Origin of the sequence: Pseudomonas hormoni (assembly GCF_018502625.1) — a bacterium.
Classification (GTDB): domain Bacteria; phylum Pseudomonadota; class Gammaproteobacteria; order Pseudomonadales; family Pseudomonadaceae; genus Aquipseudomonas; species Aquipseudomonas hormoni.
Genome location: NZ_CP075566.1, coordinates 3,805,045 through 3,824,655, shown reverse-complemented (window position 1 = coordinate 3,824,655; position 19,611 = coordinate 3,805,045). Strand labels below are relative to the sequence as shown.

Annotated in this window: 23 protein-coding genes and 1 pseudogene; 9 read left to right on the top strand and 15 right to left on the bottom strand. The window is 58.9% G+C overall.

The annotated features are described in order from the left end of the window. Positions 1-16: 16 nt before the first annotated feature. The 4 genes from KJF94_RS17740 to KJF94_RS17725 all read right to left on the bottom strand — a co-directional run bounded on the left by KJF94_RS17740 (position 17) and on the right by KJF94_RS17725 (position 2,348). Positions 17-1,180, bottom strand: coding sequence for an EAL domain-containing protein (locus KJF94_RS17740; RefSeq protein ID WP_214377570.1), 1,164 nt, complete (start codon positions 1,178-1,180; stop codon positions 17-19). 123 nt (positions 1,181-1,303) lie between these two features. Continuing rightward, on the bottom strand, positions 1,304-1,645 hold the full coding sequence (locus KJF94_RS17735; protein ID WP_214377569.1) for a hypothetical protein: 342 nt from the start codon (positions 1,643-1,645) through the stop codon (positions 1,304-1,306). Further along, positions 1,642-2,031, bottom strand: coding sequence for a phage holin family protein (locus KJF94_RS17730; RefSeq protein WP_214377568.1), 390 nt, complete (start codon positions 2,029-2,031; stop codon positions 1,642-1,644). Before KJF94_RS17730 ends, KJF94_RS17735 begins: the two co-directional genes overlap by 4 nt. Positions 2,032-2,033: 2 nt before the next feature. Beyond that, positions 2,034-2,348 (bottom strand): ElaB/YgaM/YqjD family protein, encoded by a 315-nt coding sequence (locus KJF94_RS17725; RefSeq protein ID WP_017340000.1) that lies wholly within the window; start codon positions 2,346-2,348, stop codon positions 2,034-2,036. Positions 2,349-2,653: 305 nt separating this feature from the next. Here KJF94_RS17725 and KJF94_RS17720 point away from each other — a divergent pair, with 305 nt between their 5' ends. After that, positions 2,654-3,862: an ammonium transporter gene (locus KJF94_RS17720; RefSeq protein WP_214377567.1), complete on the top strand. Its 1,209-nt coding sequence runs from the start codon at positions 2,654-2,656 to the stop codon at positions 3,860-3,862. A 1-nt stretch (position 3,863) separates the two neighbouring features. Here KJF94_RS17720 and KJF94_RS17715 read toward each other — a convergent pair whose 3' ends face one another. Further along, entirely contained in the window at positions 3,864-5,576 is a 1,713-nt protein-coding gene (locus KJF94_RS17715) for a cation:proton antiporter (protein ID WP_214377566.1), read from the bottom strand. A 209-nt stretch (positions 5,577-5,785) separates the two neighbouring features. Between KJF94_RS17715 and KJF94_RS17710 the strand changes: the two genes are divergently transcribed. From KJF94_RS17710 to KJF94_RS17700, 3 genes are all read left to right on the top strand, one after another. Beyond that, on the top strand, positions 5,786-6,022 hold the full coding sequence (locus tag KJF94_RS17710) for a glutaredoxin family protein (RefSeq protein ID WP_214377565.1): 237 nt from the start codon (positions 5,786-5,788) through the stop codon (positions 6,020-6,022). A 164-nt stretch (positions 6,023-6,186) separates the two neighbouring features. Further along, a complete protein-coding gene (locus KJF94_RS17705) occupies positions 6,187-6,507 on the top strand; it encodes a transcriptional regulator (protein WP_214377564.1) in 321 nt (106 codons plus the stop codon). A 71-nt stretch (positions 6,508-6,578) separates the two neighbouring features. Continuing rightward, the gene (locus tag KJF94_RS17700; RefSeq protein WP_214377563.1) at positions 6,579-7,469 is read left to right on the top strand and encodes a pseudouridine synthase; all 891 of its coding nucleotides are present in this window, start codon (positions 6,579-6,581) and stop codon (positions 7,467-7,469) included. Between the two features lie 71 nt (positions 7,470-7,540). Here the strand turns inward: KJF94_RS17700 and KJF94_RS17695 are convergent, their stop codons facing one another. Both KJF94_RS17695 and mobA read right to left on the bottom strand, forming a co-directional pair. Next, positions 7,541-7,762 carry a YgdI/YgdR family lipoprotein gene (locus KJF94_RS17695; RefSeq protein ID WP_214377562.1) on the bottom strand — a complete coding sequence of 74 codons (222 nt, stop codon included), beginning with the start codon at positions 7,760-7,762 and terminating at the stop codon, positions 7,541-7,543. A 78-nt stretch (positions 7,763-7,840) separates the two neighbouring features. Beyond that, a complete protein-coding gene (gene mobA, locus KJF94_RS17690) occupies positions 7,841-8,443 on the bottom strand; it encodes a molybdenum cofactor guanylyltransferase MobA (RefSeq protein WP_214377561.1) in 603 nt (200 codons plus the stop codon). Between the two features lie 81 nt (positions 8,444-8,524). On the opposite strand from mobA, the gene moaB reads away from it, so the two are divergent. Together moaB and KJF94_RS17680 are read left to right on the top strand one after the other, a co-directional pair. Continuing rightward, a complete protein-coding gene (moaB, locus tag KJF94_RS17685; RefSeq protein WP_214377560.1) occupies positions 8,525-9,064 on the top strand; it encodes a molybdenum cofactor biosynthesis protein B in 540 nt (179 codons plus the stop codon). A gap of 22 nt (positions 9,065-9,086) precedes the next feature. Continuing rightward, entirely contained in the window at positions 9,087-10,274 is a 1,188-nt protein-coding gene (locus KJF94_RS17680) for a molybdopterin molybdotransferase MoeA (RefSeq protein ID WP_214377559.1), read from the top strand. Positions 10,275-10,340: 66 nt separating this feature from the next. Here the strand turns inward: KJF94_RS17680 and KJF94_RS17675 are convergent, their stop codons facing one another. Beyond that, positions 10,341-10,646 carry a hypothetical protein gene (locus KJF94_RS17675; protein WP_214377558.1) on the bottom strand — a complete coding sequence of 102 codons (306 nt, stop codon included), beginning with the start codon at positions 10,644-10,646 and terminating at the stop codon, positions 10,341-10,343. Between the two features lie 226 nt (positions 10,647-10,872). On the opposite strand from KJF94_RS17675, the gene yegS reads away from it, so the two are divergent. After that, a complete protein-coding gene (yegS, locus tag KJF94_RS17670) occupies positions 10,873-11,790 on the top strand; it encodes a lipid kinase YegS (RefSeq protein WP_214384891.1) in 918 nt (305 codons plus the stop codon). Here yegS and KJF94_RS17665 read toward each other — a convergent pair. The 3 genes from KJF94_RS17665 to KJF94_RS17655 form a co-directional block, all read right to left on the bottom strand. Further along, positions 11,774-12,433, bottom strand: coding sequence for a response regulator (locus tag KJF94_RS17665; RefSeq protein ID WP_214377557.1), 660 nt, complete (start codon positions 12,431-12,433; stop codon positions 11,774-11,776). The two genes, yegS and KJF94_RS17665, sit on opposite strands and share 17 nt — an antisense overlap. Continuing rightward, entirely contained in the window at positions 12,430-13,323 is an 894-nt protein-coding gene (locus KJF94_RS17660) for a sensor histidine kinase (RefSeq protein ID WP_214384890.1), read from the bottom strand. Before KJF94_RS17660 ends, KJF94_RS17665 begins: the two co-directional genes overlap by 4 nt. 341 nt (positions 13,324-13,664) lie before the next feature. Then, complete coding sequence (locus KJF94_RS17655; protein WP_214377556.1) at positions 13,665-14,132, bottom strand: hypothetical protein; 468 nt, start codon at positions 14,130-14,132, stop codon at positions 13,665-13,667. 462 nt (positions 14,133-14,594) lie between these two features. Here KJF94_RS17655 and KJF94_RS17650 point away from each other — a divergent pair, with 462 nt between their 5' ends. Further along, the gene (locus KJF94_RS17650) at positions 14,595-15,530 is read left to right on the top strand and encodes a chemotaxis protein CheV (protein WP_084321141.1); all 936 of its coding nucleotides are present in this window, start codon (positions 14,595-14,597) and stop codon (positions 15,528-15,530) included. 205 nt (positions 15,531-15,735) lie between these two features. Then, a complete protein-coding gene (locus tag KJF94_RS17645) occupies positions 15,736-16,542 on the top strand; it encodes an MOSC domain-containing protein (RefSeq protein ID WP_214377555.1) in 807 nt (268 codons plus the stop codon). Positions 16,543-16,614: 72 nt separating this feature from the next. On the opposite strand, the gene ppnP is transcribed toward KJF94_RS17645, so the two are convergent. The 4 genes and pseudogenes from ppnP to KJF94_RS17630 all read right to left on the bottom strand — a co-directional run. Beyond that, the gene (ppnP, locus tag KJF94_RS17640; protein ID WP_214377554.1) at positions 16,615-16,899 is read right to left on the bottom strand and encodes a pyrimidine/purine nucleoside phosphorylase; all 285 of its coding nucleotides are present in this window, start codon (positions 16,897-16,899) and stop codon (positions 16,615-16,617) included. A gap of 69 nt (positions 16,900-16,968) precedes the next feature. Then, positions 16,969-17,511, bottom strand: coding sequence for a 3'-5' exonuclease (locus KJF94_RS17635; RefSeq protein WP_084321143.1), 543 nt, complete (start codon positions 17,509-17,511; stop codon positions 16,969-16,971). 71 nt (positions 17,512-17,582) lie between these two features. Next, the gene (locus KJF94_RS30610) at positions 17,583-18,104 is read right to left on the bottom strand and encodes an acyl-CoA carboxylase biotin carboxyl carrier protein subunit (RefSeq protein WP_446000273.1); all 522 of its coding nucleotides are present in this window, start codon (positions 18,102-18,104) and stop codon (positions 17,583-17,585) included. Beyond that, positions 18,077-19,544 (bottom strand): annotated as a pseudogene (locus KJF94_RS17630) (acetyl-CoA carboxylase biotin carboxylase subunit); the annotation flags it as partial. The gene KJF94_RS30610 and the pseudogene KJF94_RS17630, both read right to left, overlap by 28 nt. Between the last annotated feature and the right edge of the window lie 67 nt (positions 19,545-19,611).

Below are 19,611 nucleotides of genomic sequence, written 5' to 3'. Positions count from 1 at the left end.
ATGCCTGCAAGCGGAACTACAGCCCGGCGGCATCGATATCGATGAGTAGCAGTCGTTCGCCGTTGTTGAAAAACTGCCCGGCAGTGAGGCAGTACTGGTTGCTGGTGGCGTCACGGTAAGTGTTGGAAAGCGTCAGCCGGCGCTCATCCCAACCCTCTGCCAGCAAATGATAGAAGTACGGACGCCATGACCAGTTGTGTCCCAGGTAACGATCGTCGGCTTCCCAGCCGTTGTTGCGCCATTCAAGGTTCGGTGTCAGTTGCGTGCCATGGCGGTCGCATTGATAGAAGCGCAACAGCCAGGGAAAGGCGTCCAGCTGTGGCAAGGCACTGAGCGGCGCGCACGCCTGGGCCCACGTTTGCAGGATCGCCATCAGTTCGCTGAGTTGCTGGCGCATGATCATCAGTCGGCCGCGTTCAGCCAGTTTCTGTTGGACATAGCGCTGACGCAGTTCGGCGAAGCGCTCGACAAAAGCGTCGGTGGCAAAGAAGTCGGCTTGCGCGCGGGCGAACAGAAAACCCTGCACATAACGCGAACCACACTCCAGGGCAAAATTCAGTTGCGCTTCGGTTTCCACTCCTTCGGCAATGATCCAGCAACCGGTTTTTTCCGCCATTTGCGCGAGGGCCTTGACCACGTCACTGCTGGGCCCGCCCAACGCAGCGGCCTGGAACAACCGCATATCCAGCTTGAGGATGTCCGGTTGCAGAGCGAGCACACGATCGAGCTGTGAGTAACCGGCACCGAAATCATCGATGGCGATCCGCGCACCGGCTTGCCGATATCGCGCAACCACGTCTGCCAGGCGTTGGATGTCGCCGCCCAGTTCGGTGATCTCGAAAACAATTCGCTGTGGGTCGACGCCATGCCGGTTCAATTGCTTAAGGCTTGGCAGCGCTTGGTCCGGGCGCAAGCGACTGATCCAGCGCGGCGACATGTTCAGGCTGAGAAACCAGTCGGCGGGCGCTTCGTGCAAACGGCTCAGGGCGTTATCACGGATCTGGCGATCCAGACGGCGGAGGGCTATGGCCGGGGTTCGCGGGTCGGCAAACAGCGGCCCCACGGAGGTCAGTTGACCGTCGGCCTGACGCAGTCGACCCAATGCCTCGACGCCGGCGATACGGCCGGTGGCGGTATCGATGAACGGTTGAAAGCAGGCGAGCGGTTGCCCGTCGATCACGAGGCCTCCTTAGTAGGTCTTGTTTTTGGATGAAACCTGATGACCGGGGAGGCACGCAGGTCTGAACCTCTCGATAAAGAGGTTCATCCCGGTGATGTTGCAAGAATGCAGCCAGATAGTGGCTTAGTGTTTAGGCGCAGAACCTTGCATGACCAACTTGATCAAAGGTCCCAGTGTGGTGCCCAGGCGTACCAGTCGAGTCAGGCTGCTCACGCCGCCGCTCCTGGTGCCCTTGCCGGTCAAAAAGCCCAGCAGGGTCACGGCCGCCACGCCCCAGAGCGGGGCATGCTTGATGCCGAAACCGTCCTGCAGGTTTTGCGTCATCCCGCGCACCCGCTGCAAGGGTTGCAGCAGTTGCGCGGATTCGTGGCGAATTTCCTGGCGATGCATTTCCATGCGCAGGCGAATCAGCGCCTTGCGCATTTCCGTGCGCGAGCTGTTGTGAGGCAGTTCAGGCAGGTTCATGGCAGCAGGCGCTCCCGATCATTGGCCAATTCTTCCAGGGTGCCATGGAAGGGCGAGGACTCATCAAAGATCGCCGCCCTCAGGCGCATCCCGCAGAAGATGCACGCAAGGGTGTAGAACACGCAGAGCCCGATGATGGCGGGCAGACGATAAGTGTCCCAAAACAGGATCAGAACAAGCGTCGACAACCCCACCAGCAACAGCAAGGCAAACACCAGTGCCAGGCCTGCGAACAGCAACAGGCTGACGGTGCGCGCTTTTTGTTCCTGCAATTCAATGCCGAACAGTTCGACATGGCTGTGCAGCAATCCAAGGAATGCGGCACCCAGGCGCCGCGGTGAAGAGCTTGGGCCCGTCGCGGACGAGCCGGATTCGCCGATCGCCATAATCAGCGCCGGGTTGCCAGCAGACCAATCAGGAAGCCCACACCGGCCGCGATCCCGACCGATTGCCATGGGTTGGCCTGTACATAGTCTTCGGTGGCGGTAACGGCGGCTTTACTGCGTTCGCGCAAGGAGTCTTCAGTCAATTTCAAGGTTTCGCGTGCACGCAGCAGACTGTCGTGGATTTGCTCGCGCAACTCATCAGCCTGATCGCCAGCCAGTGTTGCGGTGTGTTCCAGCAACCGTTCAGTGTCGCTGACCAGTGTCTGAAAGTCGTTCATCAGGATTTCTTGAGCAGTCTTTGCCTTGATGCTGGCCATTGGTGATCTCCGTAAGTGGCTTCTGTTGCGTTCGAGTATGAGCCTTGCGTGAAGGTTCAGTGCAAATCACTGGTACAACTTTTGCTATGTCGTGGTGCGCCGGCCCGCGTGATTGCGCTGTTGTCGGGCAGGAATAGAGCAAAACCTTAACTCAAATAATGAAAACCCGCGCAAAGGTTCCCGCCTTGTGCGCCAAAGCGGCACATCAGGATCAATGTGTAGATCCTGAAAGGTTGCAACTTGGTGCATGAATTGTCTGCGCGAACTGCTTTGGTGCTTTTTTAGCCTTCAGGTCTGCCAACTCCATGGAAAATCTGCAAAGCGCTGTGGCCAGTCTGGTCCATAGCTCCAACACGTTGTTCATCTTGATTGGTGCTGTCATGGTTTTGGCCATGCATGCCGGTTTTGCCTTTCTCGAAGTCGGTACGGTTCGACAGAAGAACCAGGTCAACGCCTTGTCGAAGATCCTCAGCGACTTCGCCATTTCGACCCTGGCCTACTTCTTTATAGGCTATTGGATTTCCTACGGAGTGACCTTCCTGCAACCGGCGGCGGTGATCAACGCCGATCATGGTTATGGCCTGGTGAAGTTCTTCTTTCTGCTGACGTTCGCGGCTGCGATACCCGCGATCATTTCCGGCGGCATCGCCGAGCGCGCCCGTTTCGTGCCGCAGTTGTGTGCCACGGCCCTGATCGTGGCGTTCATCTATCCGTTTTTCGAAGGCATGATATGGAACGGTAATTTTGGCCTGCAAGCCTGGTTGCTGGAGCGCTTTGGCGCCAGTTTTCATGATTTCGCCGGCTCGGTGGTGGTTCACGCCATGGGCGGCTGGTTGGCTCTGGCGGCAGTGTTGTTGCTCGGGCCAAGACAAGGTCGCTATCGCGACGGAAGACTCGTGGCGTTTGCACCCTCGAGCATCCCGTTTCTGGCGTTGGGGTCGTGGATCCTGATCGTTGGCTGGTTCGGTTTCAACGTGATGAGCGCGCAAACCTTGCAAGGGGTCAGCGGGCTGGTGGCGGTGAACTCGCTGATGGCCATGGTCGGTGGCACCATGGCGGCGCTGATCGTTGGGCGCAATGACCCGGGCTTTTTGCATAACGGCCCGCTGGCCGGGCTGGTGGCAATCTGCGCCGGTTCCGATCTGATGCACCCGGTAGGAGCGCTGGCGACAGGCGCCATCGCCGGGGCGCTGTTTGTCTGGTGCTTTACTGCGGCCCAAGGCAAATGGCACATCGATGACGTATTGGGTGTCTGGCCATTGCACGGCCTGTGCGGTGTCTGGGGCGGAGTCGCTTGCGGCATCTTCGGCCAAAGTGCCTTGGGTGGTCTGGGCGGCGTGAGCCTGATCAGCCAGTTGATCGGCACCACGCTGGGCGTGGTCGTGGCGCTGGCCGGTGGCTTCGCGGTGTATGGCGTGATCAAGGCGCTTCATGGCCTGCGCCTGAGCCAGGAAGAAGAGTATTACGGCGCAGACCTGTCGGTGCACAAGATCGGCGCCGTGAGCCAGGATTGAGTCAGTTCTCTTCATCGTTGGCGCCGGGATAAAAGCCGTGCAACAGGCGATAGCGGTCACGCCGTATCTGGTCGGCCCGCTCCTGGACCTGATGCGCGGGTAAACCCAGCATGATCAACGCGTGGGAGGCGAGCATCAGGCTCGACTCCAGCAATTCGGGCACGACTTCGCTGGCGCCGGCTGCTTTCAACTCGGCCAGTTGGCTGTCGTCCCGAGTGCGTACCAGGATTGGAACGGTCGAGTTTAATCGGCGCGCCTCCTTGAGAATCAGTAACGCGATATCGGCCTGGTCCACGGCGATCACCAGCAGCCTGGCGCGTGACAGTCCTACCGCCAGCAGCAGTTCACCGCGCCGTGAGTCGCCATAGTGCACACAGGTTTCACTCACGGCGGCTTCCTGGACACGCACCGGATCGGTGTCCAGCGCGATATAGGGCTGCAGCGCATTGCGCAGCGCTCGCCCGATTGACTGACCGACACGACCGTAGCCACAGATCACCACATGGCTGTGCAATCCGGCGTTAAGCGCACTGATTTCCTCGAGTTTGGCTTCTTCGTTGGGCTTGCGGTGCAGACGTGTCGCGATGCGGGGCGCCACGCGCAGCAACAGCGGCGTTAGCAGCATCGAGCAGAAGGTCGCAGCCAGCAGCAGCCCGCCGAGGTCGGCGGGCATCATTTTGTTTTGTTGCATCAGTGCCATCAACGCGAAGCAGAACTCGCCGCCCTGGGCCAGTGCCAGACCGCTGCGCCAGGCAGTTTCAACATCACTGCCGCGCCATTTGACCAGCAGCGCGACCACGCAACCCTTGATCAGCAGCAACCCCAGGGTCAGACCGAGGATCAGCAAGCCGTGGCTGAGGAACAACTGCAAATCGATGAGCATGCCAATGCTGACGAAGAACACCCCGAGCAGAATGTCGCGGAACGGGCGGATGTCGGCTTCGATCTGATGGCGATAGTGGCTTTCTCCCAGCAACATGCCGGCGAGAAAGGCACCCAGGGCTGGGGAGAGTCCGAGCAGGTGAGTGAGCCAGGCCGTCAGCAAAACAATCACCAGTGCCAACAGTACAAACAGTTCCGCAGAACGGGCGGCCGCCACTTCATGGAATAGCCGTGGCAGCAACCAGCGACTGGCCATCAACAGGCCGACGAAGAGCACAACGGTCTTGCCGAGCGTCACCGGTAACGCCCAGTACCAGGCCTGATCGCTGTTGCCGGCAAACACCGGCACCAGCGTCAACAGCAACACTGCCACGATGTCCTGGAACAGCAATACGGCGATTGCATTCTGGCCGTGGCTGCTGAAAATCTCGCCGAGACTGCCCAGTTCCTTGCTGACAATGGCCGTGGAAGATAACGACAGACCGGCTCCGAGCAGCAGCGCAGGCGTCGCCGAGATGCCGAACAGCATCAGCAAACTCCCCAGCAATATCGTGGTGACCAGCACTTGCTGGCTGCCGAGCCTGAACACCACTTTGCGCAACGCGAGCATTTTCGACAGGGAAAACTCGAGCCCGAGGGAGAACAGCAGGAACACCACCCCGAGCTCGGCGAGGTCGGGCAACTCTTCACTTTCATTGATCCAGTTGAACGCCGTGGGGCCGATCATCAGCCCCACGCACAGGTAACCCAGCACCGGTGGCAGGCGCAGGCGCTGGAACAGTGCAATCACCACCAGGGAGGAGGCGAAAATGATCAGCAGGTTGGCGAACACGAAAACTCCGATGACAAGCGCTGGCTACTCAAGCGTAGAGGCAAAAAAAGACGCGAGGGTCGCCTAATTGACATTCAGTCCGACTGATTTGAGTCAGGAGTTTGCCGAAAGCCTTTGAATTCCACCTTCTCCGGCCACGTGGGGCAGTGGCTCGACTGCTTCTGATCGCGGGCCTAGAATGTACGCCTACTTTGCCGGGTCCTGTGCTCATGCCTCCTGAATGTCAGCTTTTCGGCACCCTTGGGTGCCATCTTTGTGAAGTGGCCGAAGCCATGCTGATGGAATTTGTCGAGCACGGTCTGATGGTCGAGCTGGTGGATATTGCTGAGGACGAATCATGGTTCGAAGCCTACAGTTTGCGCATTCCGGTTCTGCGACGTCTCGATAACGGCGCCGAACTTGCCTGGCCCTTCGATTCCGAGCAGGTCGTGGCGTTCCTGCGCTGACCTCGACATCTTTTCCGAGCCCCATCCGTCGCGGTCTTCGTTCCGGTCATTGGCGCAATTCAGGTTATTCGGTTACTGTATGTTCATACAGTTGATCGGATTGCCTGTCATGTTTGCCCTGTCGGGGACTGGGCAGGTGATCCCGGAAGTCAGAGGGAAGAATCGTGGTCAATGTCGAACAATTGAAGAACAGCGTGAACCGGATGTCGGTGGACGTGGTGCGTGAAGCCGTCCTCGAGTTGCAACTGGATGGTCTGGTCACGGAAGGGAAAACCCCGTTCAACAAGCTGCATTTCAATACCTGTTTCGCCGAAATCGAAGCACTCTTCCAGCGTGCGGGTTATCACCGGCAACTGGATGTCGTGGGCTATCAGGGGTTGTTGTACGCACTTTATGATCCGGGGCGCTGGGAAGCGGTCGATGTGTTGCGCTGGCTCAAGGAGTTCACCGAAGCGGCGACGCGCTCGCAGTCGATTCCGGCCTGAGGATTCTCTTCTAGGTTCGTTCCGGCCGCTGCTGGATAATGCCGCCCTGTATCGAGAGTCCGAGCGTTCGTATGTCCACTTCATCTTTTTCTGCTGCACACAACCAGGCCAGCACACTCTACTTGCCGCCTGGGTCGTGGCAGACCGTACTCGATTGCCTGTGTGAACACTTCAGCGCCATCGGTCGTGAACAATGGCTGGACAGAATTGCTCGTGGCCGTGTCCTTGACGGGGATGGCGCGCCAATCGCCCTTGATCTTGCCTACAAGGAAGGTCTGCGAATTCACTATTTTCGGGAAGTACCGGATGAAAAGCCGATCCCTGTGATCGAGTCGATTCTGTATACGGATGAGCATCTGGTGGTGGCAGACAAACCGCATTTTCTGCCCGTGACACCGGCGGGCGAATACGTAGAGCAGACGCTGCTACGGAGGTTGATTCGCCGATTGGATAATCCGCATCTGGTGCCTTTGCATCGCATCGACCGGCATACAGCGGGGCTGGTGCTGTTTTCAGCCAACCCCCAGAGCCGTTCCGCCTACCAGTCGTTGTTTCCCACGCGGCAGATCGAAAAACGCTACGAAGCCATTGCCGGGGCATTGCCTGACCGGGCCTTTCCCCTGGTCCACAAGAGTCGGCTCATCGATGGCGAGCCTTTCTTCCGCATGCAGGAAGGACCGGGCGTCAGCAATACCGAGACGGCTGTCGAAGTCAGGGAGAAGAATGGCGATCTCTGGCGCTACGGGCTTTACCCGGTGACGGGCAAGAAGCATCAGCTGCGGGTACACATGACGGCCCTGGGCGCCAGCATCTGCAATGACCCGTTCTATCCGCACGTCCTCAAGGATGTCGAAGACGACTATGCCAACCCGTTGAAGCTTCTGGCACAGGGGTTGCGGTTTGTGGACCCGGTTACCGGTGAGCAAAGAGACTTTGAAAGCACCATCACCCTGCAGTGGTGATGGCCGTTTTTCAGCCATGAAAAAGCCCGCGTAAAAAGCGGGCTTTTCTGTATCCGGTATCGCCGAAAGGGTTACAACTCTTTAACGGTACGAACCTGATCCTTGTTCACGCGGGTTTTCTTGCCGTCCAGTTGCTCGAACTCGTAGAAACCAGCGTCGTCGTCGTATTTTGGCGTGTCGACGGCCTGGATTTCGCGACCATCATTCAAGGTGATCACAGCAGGCGATGAGCAACCTGCAAGGGTCGCGAGGCCCAGTGCGAGCATGAAAGTGGCGAGGGTCCGGTGTGTCATGGGTGTGTCTCCGAATAGGAATTCTTTTGGTTACTGACCGTCAGACGTATACAACGCGCGCAAGTTCCTTGGCTAGTGTCAATCTGACTCGGTGTTGTGAGCGCTCAGCAGTTCCGGAGTATTGAGGTTGGCCAGGCGAGGATCGTTGTCAGGGCATTGCAAAGCAATCGCGCCCAGTTTTCGCATGAGGCGGCCCGGACTGCGTTCACCTTCCTGCCAGGCCTTTTCGAACGCTTCACTCAGGGCTACGGGGATGATGCAGAGCAAGGGTTCCCAGTGCTCCCCGTGACGCAACATCATGGGTTTGTCCGGGTGCTGGCTGGCCGCTTCGCGCATGCTGTGGAGCAGCGCAGCATCGATGCGTGGTACATCGCACGGCAAAACCATCAGATACTCATGGCGAGCGGCCTTCAGGCCTGCACGAATACCGGCCAAGGGCCCCGGAAAGCCACCTTCATCGTCATGGACCAGCCGGTCGGCGTAGGGCGCGTACTTTTCCAGGTTCCTGTTGCAGGAGATGATCAGGTCATCGCTCACCGGACGGGTTTTGCGCTGAAGATGTGCAATCAGTGGCTCGCCCTGCCACTCGATCAACCCTTTGTCCTGACCGCCCATACGTTGGCCGCGACCACCTGCCAGGAGCAGAATGGAGCAGGGTGACAACTGTGTATTCAAGGTCATGGCAGGTCTCCATGGAGGCGGTAAAAAAAGGGGGCGCTGTGATATAACACCGGGCTGTTTCTCCTACAACTGGACGAGCCTATGAAAGCCAAGGCTGATGTACCTTTCGCGCCGCTCAACATTGCAGTGCTGACGGTCAGCGACACCCGTACCCTGGAAACCGACACGTCAGGTCAGGTCTTTGTTGACCGCTTGAGCGCTGCCGGCCATAACCTGGCCTTCCGGGTTCTGCTAAAAGATGACCTCTACAAAATTCGCGCGCAAGTTGCCAGCTGGATTGCCGACGATGTTGTGCAGGTGGTGTTGATCACTGGCGGCACCGGCTTCACGGGGCGCGACAGCACCCCCGAAGCGGTGAGCTGCCTGCTGGACAAGCAGGTCGACGGCTTTGGTGAGCTTTTCCGGCAGATTTCGGTAGCAGATATTGGCACCTCCACTGTGCAATCCCGTGCCCTGGCCGGTCTCGCCAATGGAACGCTGGTGTGCTGCTTGCCGGGTTCGACCAACGCCGTGCGCACCGGGTGGGATGGCATTCTTGCCGAACAACTGGATTCCCGGCACCGCCCGTGTAATTTCGTTGCTCATTTGAAACAGGCGGCACCCTGTGAATCCCGCGGGTAAGCCAGGCAAGTCAGGCAGCCTGATGGCCGTCGAGGTGGCACTGGCGCGCTTGCTGGAAATGGCCGAAGCCACACCGATTGCCGAGCGTGAACGCCTGCCGTTGGCGCAGGTTCAAGGCCGGGTGTTGGCCGTTGACCTGGTCTCGACACTTGATCTGCCGCCATGGCCCAACAGTGCGATGGACGGTTACGCCTTGCGCATGGCCGACTGGACGGGAGAGCCGTTGTCAGTCAGCCAGAAGATTTTTGCAGGTAATGCTCCGGAACCTTTGAAGCCCGGCACCTGCGCGCGAATCTTTACCGGTGCGCCTGTTCCTGCAGGTGCCGACTGTGTCGAGATGCAGGAAAACGCCGAGGTCCTGGCCGATGATCGAGTACGTTTCATCGAGGCCCTCACGTCAGGACAAAACATCCGTCCACAAGGCCAGGAAACCACCGTCGGTGAGTTGATTCTGGCTGCGGGCACACGCCTTGGCCCGATCGAGCAGGGGCTCGCTGCATCCCTGGGATGCGCCGAGCTGGATGTGATTCGCAAGGTGCGCGTTGCGGTACTCTCCACCGGCGATGAACTGGTTGAGCCGGGTCAGGCGCTGGGACTTGGCCAGATCTACAACAGCAATCGAGTGTTGCTCTGCAGCTGGTTGCAGCGTTTGGGCTGTGAAGTGATCGACGCCGGTATTCTTCCAGATAACCTTGAGACGACTCGTGCTCGCCTCGGCGAGTTAAAAGATGTCGACCTGATACTGTCGACCGGTGGCGTATCGGTAGGTGAAGCCGATTTTCTGGGCATTGCCCTGCGGGAAGAGGGCGAGCTCACGTTGTGGAAACTCGCGATCAAACCGGGCAAGCCGCTGACGTTCGGGCATTTTCGTGGGGTTCCGGTGATCGGGCTACCCGGTAACCCGGCGTCGACCCTGGTGACCTTTGCCTTGTTGGCGAGGCCGTATCTTTTGCGCCGTCAGGGGGTAAAAGACGTCGAACCCTTGAAGGTGCAGGTGCCGGCAGGATTTGTCTGGCCCAAGGCAGGCAATCGACGCGAGTACTTGCGAGGACGTCTGGAGAGCGGCCGGGCAATCATTTACAAGAATCAGAGCTCGGGTGTGCTGCGCAGCGCTGCTTGGGCCGATGGTCTGGTCGAAGTGCGGGAAGATCGCACGCTGGTGGAAGGTGACAGCGTAGGCTTCATCCCACTGAGCGAAGTCCTGGGCTGATCCCTGCCGCACATCTGTCACATAAACCCGGTTCATCGAACCGGGTTTTGCGTTCATGGCGTCCTCTTATCGAGCGAGAAGTGCCACCAACTGGTCGAAACGACTGTTGGCGATCCACCCCAGAAGCCCGAGAACCACGGCTGTTCCGCCGGCCGAGTAGGCGAGCCTGTGTTTGATGGACTTGACGTCACCCCGTACTTCTTCCATGTCTCTACGAATGTATTCGAGGTGCGTTTCCAGTTCAACGACACGAGGTTCCATTTGAACTTCTCCAGTGGATTTTGCGCATTTGAATTCGGCTTGATAGCTGGCCCGCCTTTCTGCGAGCGGTGTGACCGGCGTAACCGGCAACCTGATGTCATGGCTTTGCATGATACGTCCCTGTAGTTCCTGCTGATGACTGATAAACCGTACCGTCAAGTTGTACCAATCAGAGTTGGGGGTCAATTGAGCCGATTCCTCAGGTTTTGTAAGAAAAAATCCCGCCTTGTAGGACCTCAATACCGCTCGACTTGAAATAATTCATTTTTTTGCGACTTTTATGGGGCGCAGCGGGGTCACATTTCCCATATGGAATTCAATCATGGGAGTGACCACAATGGGCGAACGCAAGGCACTGTTGATTCTGCACGGCAAGCAAGCGCTCAACGAGGAAGTCCGGGCAGCCGTCAAAGAACGGCGCGCACAAGGGTGGGAATTGGCGGTCCGAGTGACCTGGGAGGCCGGCGACGCACAGCGGTTGGTAGACGAAGCGCTGACGGCAGGCTATACGCAGCTCATCGCCGGCGGTGGTGACGGGACGTTGCGCGATATTGCCGAGGCCATGGCAGCGCGTTCGACCCAGGCCAGTCTGGTGCTGATGCCATTGGGAACCGCCAACGATTTCGCCCGCGCCGCCGGTGTGCCTCTGGAACCCGCACAAGCCTTGAATCTTCTGGACACTGAACCGCGTGCCATCGATCTGGGCGAGGTTGGCGGGCAGGTGTTCCTGAACATGGCCACGGGCGGCTTCGGTAGCCAGGTCACGGCGAACACCTCGGAAGACTTGAAAAAAGTGCTGGGTGGCGCGGCTTATCTGTTCACCGGTTTGTCACGCTTCAGTGAGTTGCATGCGGCCTATGGTGAGCTGCATGGCCCGGATTTTCAGTGGAGTGGCGACCTGTTGGCGCTGGGCATCGGCAATGGTCGACAGGCGGGCGGCGGTCACGTGCTGTGCCCGAACGCACTGGCAGACGACGGTCTGCTGGATATCAGCATTCTGCCTGCACCTCAGGAAGTGGTCGGTACGTTGAAAAGCTTGCTCGCCGATGGTTTCGGTATCGACAGCATGTTTGTGCGTGCCCGCTTGCCCTGGGTCGAGATCAAAGTCTCGGAAGGCCTCTACATCAACCTTGATGGCGAACCGCTGGAAGGTGAAAGCCTGCGCTTCTCGGCGCGTCCGGCGGCACTGCGGGTACATTTACCCGAGCATTCGCCACTGCTGGGTGTTCCTGTAGCGATCAATCGTCCAGGCTGATGATTTGCTCACGCACGGCGAACAGGACCAGGCCCGCCACATCGTAGATCTGCAAGCGCTTCATGATCTGCGAGCGATGGGTCTCAACCGTCTTGATGCTCAGGCCCAGGCCGTTGGCGATTTCCCGGGTGGATTTTCCGCGAACGATCAGCCGCAGGATTTCCAGCTGACGCGCCGTCAGGTTGTGCGAGTCGGCGGGTTCCGGCTGGTACTTCTGGTTTCGGGTCAGCGCCTGGTTGATGACGGTATGGGCAATGGCCGGGCTCAGGTAGCGCTCGTTGTTGCGCAGGGCATCCAGCGCATGTTCGAGTTCGGTGGCCGTTGTGTCCTTGAGCAGGTAGCCGTGGGCGCCCGATTCCAGTGCCTGCATGATGAGCGCCGGGTCGGTGTGCATCGACAGGATCAACACCTTGCTTTGCGGGCGTACTCGCTTGAGTCGCTGCAAGGCTTCAAGGCCTCCGGTTTCCTTCATGGAAATATCCAGCAGCACGATGTCCGGGGACAGTCGCTCGACCATCTCGAGCAACTGCGAGCCGTCATTGGCCTCACCGATTACCGCGTAGCCGGGAATATCCAGCACCAGAGCGCGCACGCCAGCTCTGATCAGCGAGTGGTCATCCACCAATAGTAAGTTACAAGTCAATGCATAACCTTATTCGTACTGGCCCGTTCCAGCGCACGTGGCGCCCACGGGAAGAGAGCTTCGATTTGTGTGCCTTTTCCCGGCTCGCTGGTCACGTGAAGGGTGCCGCCCAACTGGTCGATCCGTTCCGACATCCCGGCCATTCCACGTTGTCCCTCACGGCCGGGATCTGTCGCCGGCGCGAAACCCAGGCCGTCATCGCTGATCAACAGCGTCAGGCCTTGAGGTTGGCGTTGCAGGCGAACCAACAGATTTTTCGCTTCGGCATGGCGCAATATATTGGTCACAGCTTCCTGGGTGATTCGAAAGGCGGCGACAGCCATTTCTTCCGGTATGCCGGTCAATCGTGAGTGGCACTCCAGGCTCCAGTGCACCTGCGTATTAGCCAGTGTCTTGAGCAAATGCGCACGCAGACTGGCTTCCAGCCCAAGGCTGGTCAGCTGCCTGGGATTGAGAATGGCCGATACATCCCGAACTTTGGTCAGGGTTTCTTCCAGCGTGTCGCAGAGCGTCGAGCATTGATCTTGCAGCTCTTCGGGCATTCGGCGTTTGAGCCATTCACTTTGAAGTTTTGCCGCCGTCAGTAACTGGCCGATATCGTCATGCAGTTCCCGACTGAGCCGGTGACGTTCGTTTTCCTGAACCTTCAATAATCGGTCGGCCAGCTCTTGTGGTTCGAACTTTATAGACTTGCGCGAGAGGCAATGCTGCACCAGGACGCATGCCAGCGCCGCCATATTGAGCAGCAGCAGACTGAGAGGCAGGCGGGTGGACAGGCTATAGATCGCCAAACTGCCGAGCGCCGAGCAGGCACACAGCAACAGCGTGAACCGGCGCGCGTTTTCTCGGGAGGGTGGCCACGTGGTGATTGACTTGAGGCTGGCGTACATAGCGGATGGAGCCAATGGATGTTCGCTGCGGGCAGACCGGTCATGTTGACTGACGGGTCTCTGTCTGAGTCACTCTGCCATTAATTGACGTCAACTAATGGTCGGCATAATACCACTTAAGATACCGTTGGTCGCGTTTGGTATATATGTCCGCACAGTCAGGAAATTAAGGGGCTGGACGTTAGTTCCACAATGGAAAAAGTTTGCCGGCAAGAGAGGGTTATTTGTATTGAGCTGTCGTTGACAGATATGAAGTATTCAATTGCGACATGAGCGTGCTCAAGTTAAAGAGTGGCTTCATGGCAATAAGAATACGAGCCATCGCATAGTTGTAAGGGAAATTAAGCCTGGCGTTCCGAAAAAGAAACGAGCCTGAACGGTTTTGAATGAGCGGGCGGCTGAAACTGGCTTTGTCCGACCTGAAAGGCAAAGGCCTCGATCAGCGATGTCTGTTCGCTGTCATCCAGGCTGAGCTGGCCGGTGTTTTGATCGATCAGTTCGAGTTGCCACGCCATCAATGTGAAACAGTCTTTCAGCGCGCTCAGTGCCTGATCATGCAGGTCTACGTGATTCTGGGCATGATTCAGCAGGCCATGAATATGCAGAGAAAAGTCCGAAACCGCGACCAAAGCCAAGGCGTCAGCCTTGCTGGCCAGTTTGAGGAGGGTGCTCATCATGCAGTCGATGGCGTCCTTGTCATTGCTGATCAGTTGCAAATGACTCAGGCATTCCTCGGACTTGGCCAGGAGCGTTTCAGCCTCGACCAGAAACACCGGGAGCCGCTGGGCCCACTCTTTACGGTTCGGCATGCTTATCTCCACAACGTCATGTCAAATGAGGGAATGTCGTGTGTGTCTGCCAGGACCATCAGGGACCCGGCGTTGCAGTGCCGTTGTGAGATCGCGCTCCGGCCGGCACGGAAGCAGGCGGGAGAATTCGATAGGGTGGATGGCCACTGACCTGCGATCGCACACAAAAGCCTGACTCCGTTCATGCAATGAGAATGGCGTCACATTAATGGCTATTGGATATTGCGAATATCAGGTTGGGCCTGATTGTTACTAGGGGAATCCCTTACACAGGGGAACCTAACGTGCGAGCCGTTGTCGCGCCGCAGGGATTGAAGCAGATGAATTGAGGTGGCCAGTAAAGCATGATGTTAATGTGACATCAATGCCTGGGCATGGCATTTTGTATGGGGGTCAAGGTCCGGCAAAAACAGCCGATAACCTTCTTTAGTGAATTCATCCGAACAAGCTCAGGAGTCATTGATGGCCGGCATTCTCGACACGGTAGACCAACGCACGCAACTGGTGGGTGAGAATCGCCTGGAAATTCTCATGTTCCGGCTGGCTGGGCGGCAATTGTTCGCGATCAACGTTTTCAAGGTGCAGGAAGTGTTGCAGCTGCCGAAGCTGACCCTGATGCCCCAGCGCCATCCGTTTGTCTGCGGTGTAGTCAACCTGCGTGGCCAGACGCTTCCGGTGATTGACCTGTCTCAGGCCATCGGCATGCGTCCGCTGGTGCCAAGCCCGACCAGTACGATCATCGTCACCGAGTACAACCGCTCGGTGCAGGCGTTCCTGGTCGGCGGCGTGGACCGCATCGTCAACATGAACTGGGAAGCCATTCTGCCACCACCGACCAGCGCCGGCCGTCAGCATTACCTGACTGCCATCAGCAAGGTCGATGATCAACTGGTGGAAATCATTGACGTCGAGAAAGTCCTCGCCGAAATCGTCCCGTACAACGCCAAGGTGTCCCGCGACAAGCTCGACGATCCGGTCCTGGAACGCGCCCGTGGCCGCGAAGTGCTGCTGGTGGACGACTCCAACGTGGCGCTCTCGCAATTGCGCGACACCCTCGGCCAGTTGGGCGTGAAGATGCACATCGCCAGCGACGGCCTGAAAGCGCTGAACATGCTTAAGGGCTGGGCCGATACCGGCGTGAACATGACCGACAAACTGCTGATGGTCTTCACCGACGCAGAAATGCCGGAAATGGACGGCTATCGCCTGACCACCGAGATCCGTAACGATCCGCGTCTGCGCGGACTTTACGTGGTGCTGCACACCTCGCTGTCCGGCAGCTTCAACGATTCGATGGTGAAGAAGGTTGGCTGCGACAACTTCCTCTCCAAATTCCAGCCGGACAAACTGGTCGACGTGGTGCGCCAGCGCCTGATGCTCGACGAAGTGCCTGCCTGACCACGATTCAAAGGCTGCCCACGGTCAAACTGTGGGAGCGGGCTTGCTCGCGAAGGCGGTTTTACATTCAACATTTATGTCGACTGTTCCACCGCTTTCGCGAGCAAGCCCGCTCCCACAAGGTATGCAATATTCAATTCTCAATCTTTGATTCGGCGATCAAGCTCGTATAGGGTGGCGTTTTTTGCCCACCAGGGAGCTGGACATGCTGCGTCTGAGCGCGCTTTATCGTTTTCCGTTGAAATCCTGCAAGGCAGAGTCCCTGCAACAGGTCGGCCTCGACAAACTGGGGCTGGACGGGGATCGACGCTGGATGCTGGTGGACGAGGCCAGCGGGCGCTTCCTGACCCAGCGTGTCGTCGGACAGATGAGCCAGTTGTCGGCGTTATGGAATGCTGAAGGTGGCCTGACCCTCAGTGTCCCCGGGCGTTCGGCGATCGATATTGCCTTGCCGGCCAGCGACGCGGAACTGCGCGGCGTCACCATTTTCAAAGACAGTTTGCGTGTGCCCGATGCCGGTGATGAGGCGGGCGCCTGGGTCAGCGAATTCATCGGCAAGCCGACTCGACTGGTGCAAATTCCTCTTGATCGCGCGCGCATCACTCAGGCGGGCTACGGCAAGGACGACGATCAGGTGGCCTTCGCCGATGGCTTCCCGTTGTTGCTGATCGGGCAGGCCTCTTTGGAGGACTTGTCGCAGAAAGTCGGCCAGACGCTGGAAATGCTGCGCTTTCGACCGAATCTGGTCATCGAGGGCAGTGAGGCGTACGCCGAGGATGGCTGGAAGCGTATCCGCATCGGCGATGTCGAGTTCCGCGTGGTCAAGCCGTGTTCACGCTGCATCCTGACCACCATCGATCCGCAAACCGGGGTGCGCAGCGATGATCGTGAACCGCTCGCAACCTTGCAGAAATACCGGGCTCAGGAAGAGGGCGCGATGTTCGGCCAGAATCTGGTCAACGATGGCAATGGCCGACTCGAAGTCGGCATGCCGGTCACGGTGCTGGAATAAACGACCCTGAATGAAAAATGCCCGTGTCCAAGGACACGGGCATTTTTTTGTACTGTGAAAAAAACGGGGGAATTAGCCGCGGTATTCGCACAGGTAAGCGGTGTCGACGGTCACTTTCAGCTGGAACTTGCTGTTGGCTGGCACGTTGAACTGGCTGCCGGCGGCGAAGGTTTCCCAGTCGGTGCTGTCTGGCAGTTTCACGGTCAGGGCGCCGGTCACCACGTGCATGATTTCACGCTGGCTGGTGCCGAATTCGTACTCGCCCGGAGCCATGACGCCGATGGTCGCCGGACCTTCAGCAGTGCCAAAGGCGATCGACTTGACGGTGCCGTCGAAGTACTCGTTGACTTTAAACATGGGCGATTCCTCGAAAAGGGCTAAAAAGGGCCGGCCAGTATGCACAAGGCCCTCGGCGACGTCACCTCTCTAGAGGGGCAGAATCAGCGGTAACAGACGCGCTGTATTGCGCGCATCCTCCAGCGCCCGGTGCTGCTGGCCGGTGAACTGCATGCCCGCCAGTTGCAGCGCGCCGTTGAGCCCCAGTGGACGTTCCAGGCGTCGGGCCTTGGCAAAGCGCTGTTTGAGGTTCATGTGCGGCACGCGGCTCAGTTCGCTGTCGAGTTGCAGCTTCTGCCATTCCTGCAGCAGTTGCTTGCGATCGTAATCACCCCAACTCGCCCAGCCTTCCAGCCGCGAATGATGTTGGCCGAGCCAGCGTTCAAAGGCTGGCCAGACCTCGGTCAGCGGCTGTGCGCTGTCGATATTGGCCTGGGTGATGCGGGTCAGCTCTCGGCAAAACGGCGTGAGCAGGGGCCGGCGCAACGGGCGCACGAAACGCTGGAAATGATCCAGCTCCCGACCCTGGCGGTCCACCAGCGTGGCACCGATTTCGATGATTTCCATTTCCGTAACCGGCCAACCCCCTTCATCGGTGGTGGCTTCCAGATCAATGACCAGCCAGTGAGGCATTGCAGGGTTCCTGGTATCCGCATCCTGATAGGGCTTGAGCGTAGCCAAACCCGGCGGATCCGCCTAGCGGCTTATTCGACCTCCAACAAAATCTGACGATTTTTCACCTGGTCACCGACCCTGACCTGCAAGCGTTTGAGCACGCCGTCGATGCCTGATTTCAGCGGATGTTCCATTTTCATGGCTTCCAGCACCACCAGCAGCTGCCCTTTGCTGACCGGGCTGCCTTCAGTGACCAGCACATCGACGATGGCGCCGTCCATTGGCGCCTTGAGCGTGCCGGAGCTGGCGCTGGCCGCGCTGCTGACCAGCGCTTGTGTGCAATCCATCAGCCGCAGACTTCCGGGACGGGTGAAGAGCCAGAGTTGCCCGGCGTCGAGACGGTAGGCATGACGCCGGCGGATGCCATCGATTTCCAGGGTGGCCCAGCGTCCGTCGCACTGGATGACGCTCAGTTCGAACGCCTGTCCGGCGGCTTCAACCCGGTACGGTTCGCCCGGTACCGCGTTCAATTGCACCGGCCAATCCTGATCCTCCAGGCCGATGCGATAGTGCAGCGGCACACTGGCGTTATTGCGCCAACCGGCCAGCACGGCGGGATGAGCCTGGGCTGAAGCCTGATAGAACAGCGCAGCAGCAATCGCCAGTTCTTCGGCGCTGGGTACATAAGGATGCAGGCAGGGATGGTCGGCGAAATACCTCGGGATGAACCCGGTGCTGAACTCGCCACTGATGAATTGCGGATGTTCCAGCAGTCTGGCAAGCAGGCGCTGATTACTGGCGAGACCGAGCAGCACGCTGTCTTGCACCGCCCGCAGCAACTTGCGCCGGGCTTCTTCACGGGTGGCGCCGTGGGCGATGATCTTGCCCAGCAGCGGGTCGTAGAACGGGCTGACCTGCTGCCCCTCGGTCAGGCCATGATCGACTCGTACGCCGCCCTGAGATGCCGGTTCCCAGGCTGCGATCCGCCCGGTTTGTGGCAGAAACGTTTGGGTCGGGTCTTCGGCATACAGGCGCACTTCCATGGCATGGCCGGTGAGTTGCACCTGATCCTGGCGCAACGGCAACGGCAGCCCTTCGGCGACGTGCAGTTGCCAGGCCACCAGATCCAGGCCCGTGATCAGTTCTGTGACCGGGTGTTCCACCTGCAACCGGGTATTCATTTCCAGAAAGTAAAACTGCCCGCGCGCATCCAGCAGAAATTCCACGGTGCCAGCGCCGACGTAGTTCACCGCACGACCGGCCTTGAGCGCTGCTTCGCCCATGGCCTGACGCAGTTCGGCCGTCATGATCGGGCAGGGCGCTTCCTCGATGACTTTCTGGTGGCGGCGCTGGATCGAACAGTCGCGCTCGCCGAGGTAGATCAGGTTGCCCTGTTGGTCGCCGAACAGTTGAACCTCGACGTGACGCGGGTCGATCAACGCTTGTTCGAGGATCAGCTCATCGCTGCCAAATCCATGCAGCGCTTCGGAGCGCGCGGTGCGGATCTGCGCCAGCAACTCACTGGCCTCGTGCACCAGACGCATGCCCCGTCCGCCACCGCCGGCACTGGCCTTGATCATCAGCGGAAAACCGATGCGTTCGGCTTCGCGGCTCAGCGTCGCATCATCCTGCTCGGCGCCCTGATAGCCTTTGATACACGGCACACCGGCGTCGAGCATGGCGAGTTTCGACAGGCGCTTGCTGCCCATCAGTTCGATGGCTTCGGGGCTGGGGCCGATGAAGGTCATGCCAGCGTCGCGGCAGGCGCGGGCGAACCCGGCGTTTTCCGAGAGGAAACCGTAGCCAGGGTGGATCGCGTCGGCGCCGGTGCGGCGGGCGGCATCGAGGATGGCCGGGATGTTCAGATAGGATTGCTGCACCGGGGCCGGGCCAATGTTGATGGCTTCGTCGGCGATCTGTACATGGAGCGCGTCGGCATCTGCGTCGCTGAATACGGCGACGGTGCGGTAGCCCAGGGCCTGGGCGGTGCGCTGGATTCGGCAGGCGATTTCACCGCGGTTGGCGATCAGGATTTTGCTGAGTCCGGGCATGAAGGTCTTCGCTCAAGTTGTTCGGTAAATTTGAGGGCCTCTTCGCGGGCAAGCCATGCTCCTACAG